The organism is Arthrobacter sp. H14 (assembly GCF_000520495.1).
Classification (GTDB): Bacteria; Actinomycetota; Actinomycetes; order Actinomycetales; family Micrococcaceae; genus Arthrobacter_C.
On record NZ_KI914646.1, the window covers coordinates 22,970 to 26,170 of the forward strand.

Sequence of the window (3,201 nt, forward strand, 5' to 3'; positions counted from 1 at the left end):
GCGGCTGGTATGACGCCGTTCTCGCCAGGTACGCCAGCCGGGTCAATGGGTTCACCGACTATTTCCTCACCAAACTGGATGTCCTCACCGGACTCGACCGGATCCCTGTCTGCGTCGCCTACGACATCGACGGTGTCCGCCATGACGAAATGCCAATCACGCAGACCGACTTCCACCACGCCGAACCCATCTTTGAGTACTTCGAGGGCTGGACAGAAGACATTACCAAGGCGCGGACCTTCGAGGACCTGCCGGACAATGCGCAGGCGTACATCCGGGCGCTGGAAAAGTTGTCCGGTACCAGGTTCTCGGCGATCGGCGTCGGTCCGGACCGTGAGCAGACGATCGTGCTGCACGACCTGATCACGGACTAGCAGTTCCGGCAGCGGTTACGTTTTCAACGCCTGCATGGCCGGATGATTACTAACGCCGTGTCGTCCATGAAGAGCCCATACTGAGAAGACGGCGGCTAGAGGAGCATCAATACCACCGATGAGGAGCGGCCGCGTGCTGAAGAACTCCAAGACCAGGCTGTGATTTCCTGGTTCTGGGTAACAGGTTGAGACATCGGCAAAGAAGAAACTGAGCCATTCGCTCCCTGCGAGGCAGATGATCCTCTCGTTAGTCAAGATCATCCGTGTCGTCTGAACTTCACGCCAACGGTGTTGAGCCTCAGCGGCTGCCGCTTTCCTCCGCGCACTGTTTCCGAGAGCGGTAAAAGCCATGCCCGCAAACATAAATGCCGGGCGGCCCCAGAAGAAGCCGCTGGTGTGGGTATACACGCCATTGCCACCATAAAACCGCGCATAGTCGGCGGTTATGTTCATGTATGCCCGTTCCTGAGGCCGCAGGACGATGCCCCAGACTTGGATTTCCGGCGGCGCCTGTCCCTCGGCGAGAGCGTTGGTGAGCACTTTAGCCTGCTGATATGCATCCTGGTGAGCCTGCACCAGCTCCAGTTGTACCTGTTCCTTTTTCGTGAAGTGTCCACGCCGGTTCCGCCACGCCCGATATACCGGGTACGCGTTTCGGATAAACATGATCAGGCAAACTATAGGCCCCACTGTCAGCAGGGCAAATCCCAAGAGCCCGCCGATTAGGGCAAGCAACGGCCGTGCCTCCTGAACAAGTAACGACAGCGCTCCTGCTCCGGCTATACAGCCGGGAATTCCCAGGACTGGCAACATCCAGGCAACATGTTTTTTCATCAGTTTCACCCTAGCAATACGTTGTCGGACTCGTACTCGATACCTTTCCTGCCAACTTGTAGGCTTGAAGTCCAACAGAACGTCTGCAGTCAGAGGGGCCCGGCATGAAAGTCAGCGTTGGTCAGTTCAATCCGAGCGGGATTATGGACCAGAACCTCGCCGCGATGCGCCGTCTCGCGGAGGAGGCCAAAGCCGACGGTGCGGGTCTGGTCATCTTCCCGGAGGAATCCATGTTTACTGTGGGTTTGGTTGAGGGGAGCTTCATAGCTGCAGTCGATGACAACTGGGCCCGGTTTGTCCAACAACTCTCGTTTGTGGCGAGCGAAGTCCAGATCGCGATCGTCGCCGGCGGATATGAGTCCAGTGGCGAGGAGCGTCCCTACAACACGCTGGTTGTCGTAGACGCCGAGGGACGGATCGTCGATACCTACCGGAAGCTGCACCTTTACGATGCCTTCTCCTATCAGGAATCGAAGAAGATCAAGCCGGGCGACGGTGGCATCAAGACCGTCAATATTGGCGGCCTGAATGTCGGCGTCATGACCTGCTACGACATCAGGTTCCCGGAACTTGGACGTGCAATGGCGGATATGGACGTTGATCTCATCGCCGTGGCAGCAGCCTGGTTCAAGGGCGATCACAAGATCGAACACTGGGAGTCCATCCTCAAAGTCCGGGCCATCGAGAACACAGTATGGGTTGCAGCTGCCGGGACCTCCAGCGATCATTGCATTGGCCACTCGGTGATTCTTGATCCTATGGGTGTGCCCCATGGATACCTCAATGACGAGACGGAAGGTGTCGTCACCGTTGATGTCACCAAGCGCCGCATCGACGAGGTCCGCGAGTTCCTGCCCGTGTTGAAGAACCGCCGGTTGAAAAGCTCGTTGGACATCGTCGAAAGCCACTAGGCGCTGCCTATGCACGCCGGCGCCATGTGGGAATTCCACACGCGAGCCCCAGACCGAGTGCAATGACTCCACCAGCCGCAATAGTCCGGGAGCTGAAACCCGTTTCGGCCAAATGCTGCCGTTCGACCGGCTGGGATGCTGGAGCCGGAGCCGGAGTGGGACTAGTGTGGCGGGGCGCGTCTGCGGTGTGAGCGGGAAGTTGCCTGTTGGAGGTCGCCGATTCTACATCCATGGCGGGTTCAATAACCGGAGTGATGCAGACAGTTTCGTCTGGCAGCCCGTATGCGGACGTAAACGACGACGTCCATTCGCCTCCGGGGTAGTGAGCCACCGTTGTGTAGCATCCCGCCTCGGTAAACGGCCCGAAGGTGTCGCTTTGGTGCCTTCCATTGGCGCCCGGGACGGTCGACGTGGCGTAGACCGGTGCTGCCTCAGGAACCTCTGCGCTCCTGTCCGGTTTCCGCTCCAACGGCCCATACATCGTTAGCTCAATGGCATCTTGGCCGCTGGAGGTTGGCGGCAGGCCGGTTACGGTCACTTCATCGCTCACGGTATCGCCGACCTTTGCCTCGTTCCGGGACAGGGCCGTGCTGATATCCACCTGCCAGGGAACGAGTGTCGTCTCCTCGGCGATACCGAATTTGCCTTGCCAGGGGTTGATGAATGCTGATGCGCTTTCGGGCTTTGTGCTCCGGGGATTGATGGACTCCGTCCAGACGTAGTAGCCAGGGTTTCCGATTGTCAGCGGTGGTGTCTTGTACTCTCCGGGACCGTTGACGCGTGTGGTCACGGTGCCTGCCTTCGGCGTGCCGGTGGGTACGGTTCTGCTCGGTTGCGGCTTCATGGGCAGCGGCCCCCACAGGGTGGAGGTAACTTCCACCGATAACGGTTCGCCTGTGACGGGCTGGTGCAGCCATCGGTCCAGTGGATTATCCGCGGTGTCCGCGACTCCAATCCGAAGCACGTCATGAAGTTGGCTGCCGGCATCGGCTGTCTGGGCGGAAGTCCGGGTGGTCACAGTGGGCTGGAACGCCGGTAATGCCGCCAGCACTGCGGTGGCTTGCTGCGGCTTGAGGACGGCT

At 59.3% G+C, this 3,201-nt stretch carries 3 protein-coding genes and 1 pseudogene; 2 read left to right on the forward strand and 2 right to left on the reverse strand.

Annotated elements, in window-relative coordinates:
* A partial coding sequence (locus tag Y707_RS29680; protein ID WP_035780925.1) for an adenylosuccinate synthetase occupies positions 1-374 on the forward strand: 374 nt, incomplete at its 5' end.
* Between the two features lie 15 nt (positions 375-389).
* Here the strand turns inward: Y707_RS29680 and Y707_RS28925 are convergent.
* Positions 390-1,208, reverse strand: coding sequence for a hypothetical protein (locus tag Y707_RS28925; RefSeq protein ID WP_155852836.1), 819 nt, complete (start codon positions 1,206-1,208; stop codon positions 390-392).
* A 104-nt stretch (positions 1,209-1,312) separates the two neighbouring features.
* Between Y707_RS28925 and Y707_RS0108805 the strand changes: the two genes are divergently transcribed.
* Positions 1,313-2,119, forward strand: a complete 807-nt coding sequence (locus Y707_RS0108805; protein WP_035780926.1) for a carbon-nitrogen hydrolase family protein — start codon at positions 1,313-1,315, stop codon at positions 2,117-2,119.
* 7 nt (positions 2,120-2,126) lie between these two features.
* On the opposite strand, the pseudogene Y707_RS31390 reads toward Y707_RS0108805, so the two are convergent.
* Positions 2,127-3,201: pseudogene (locus Y707_RS31390) on the reverse strand (hypothetical protein); the annotation flags it as partial.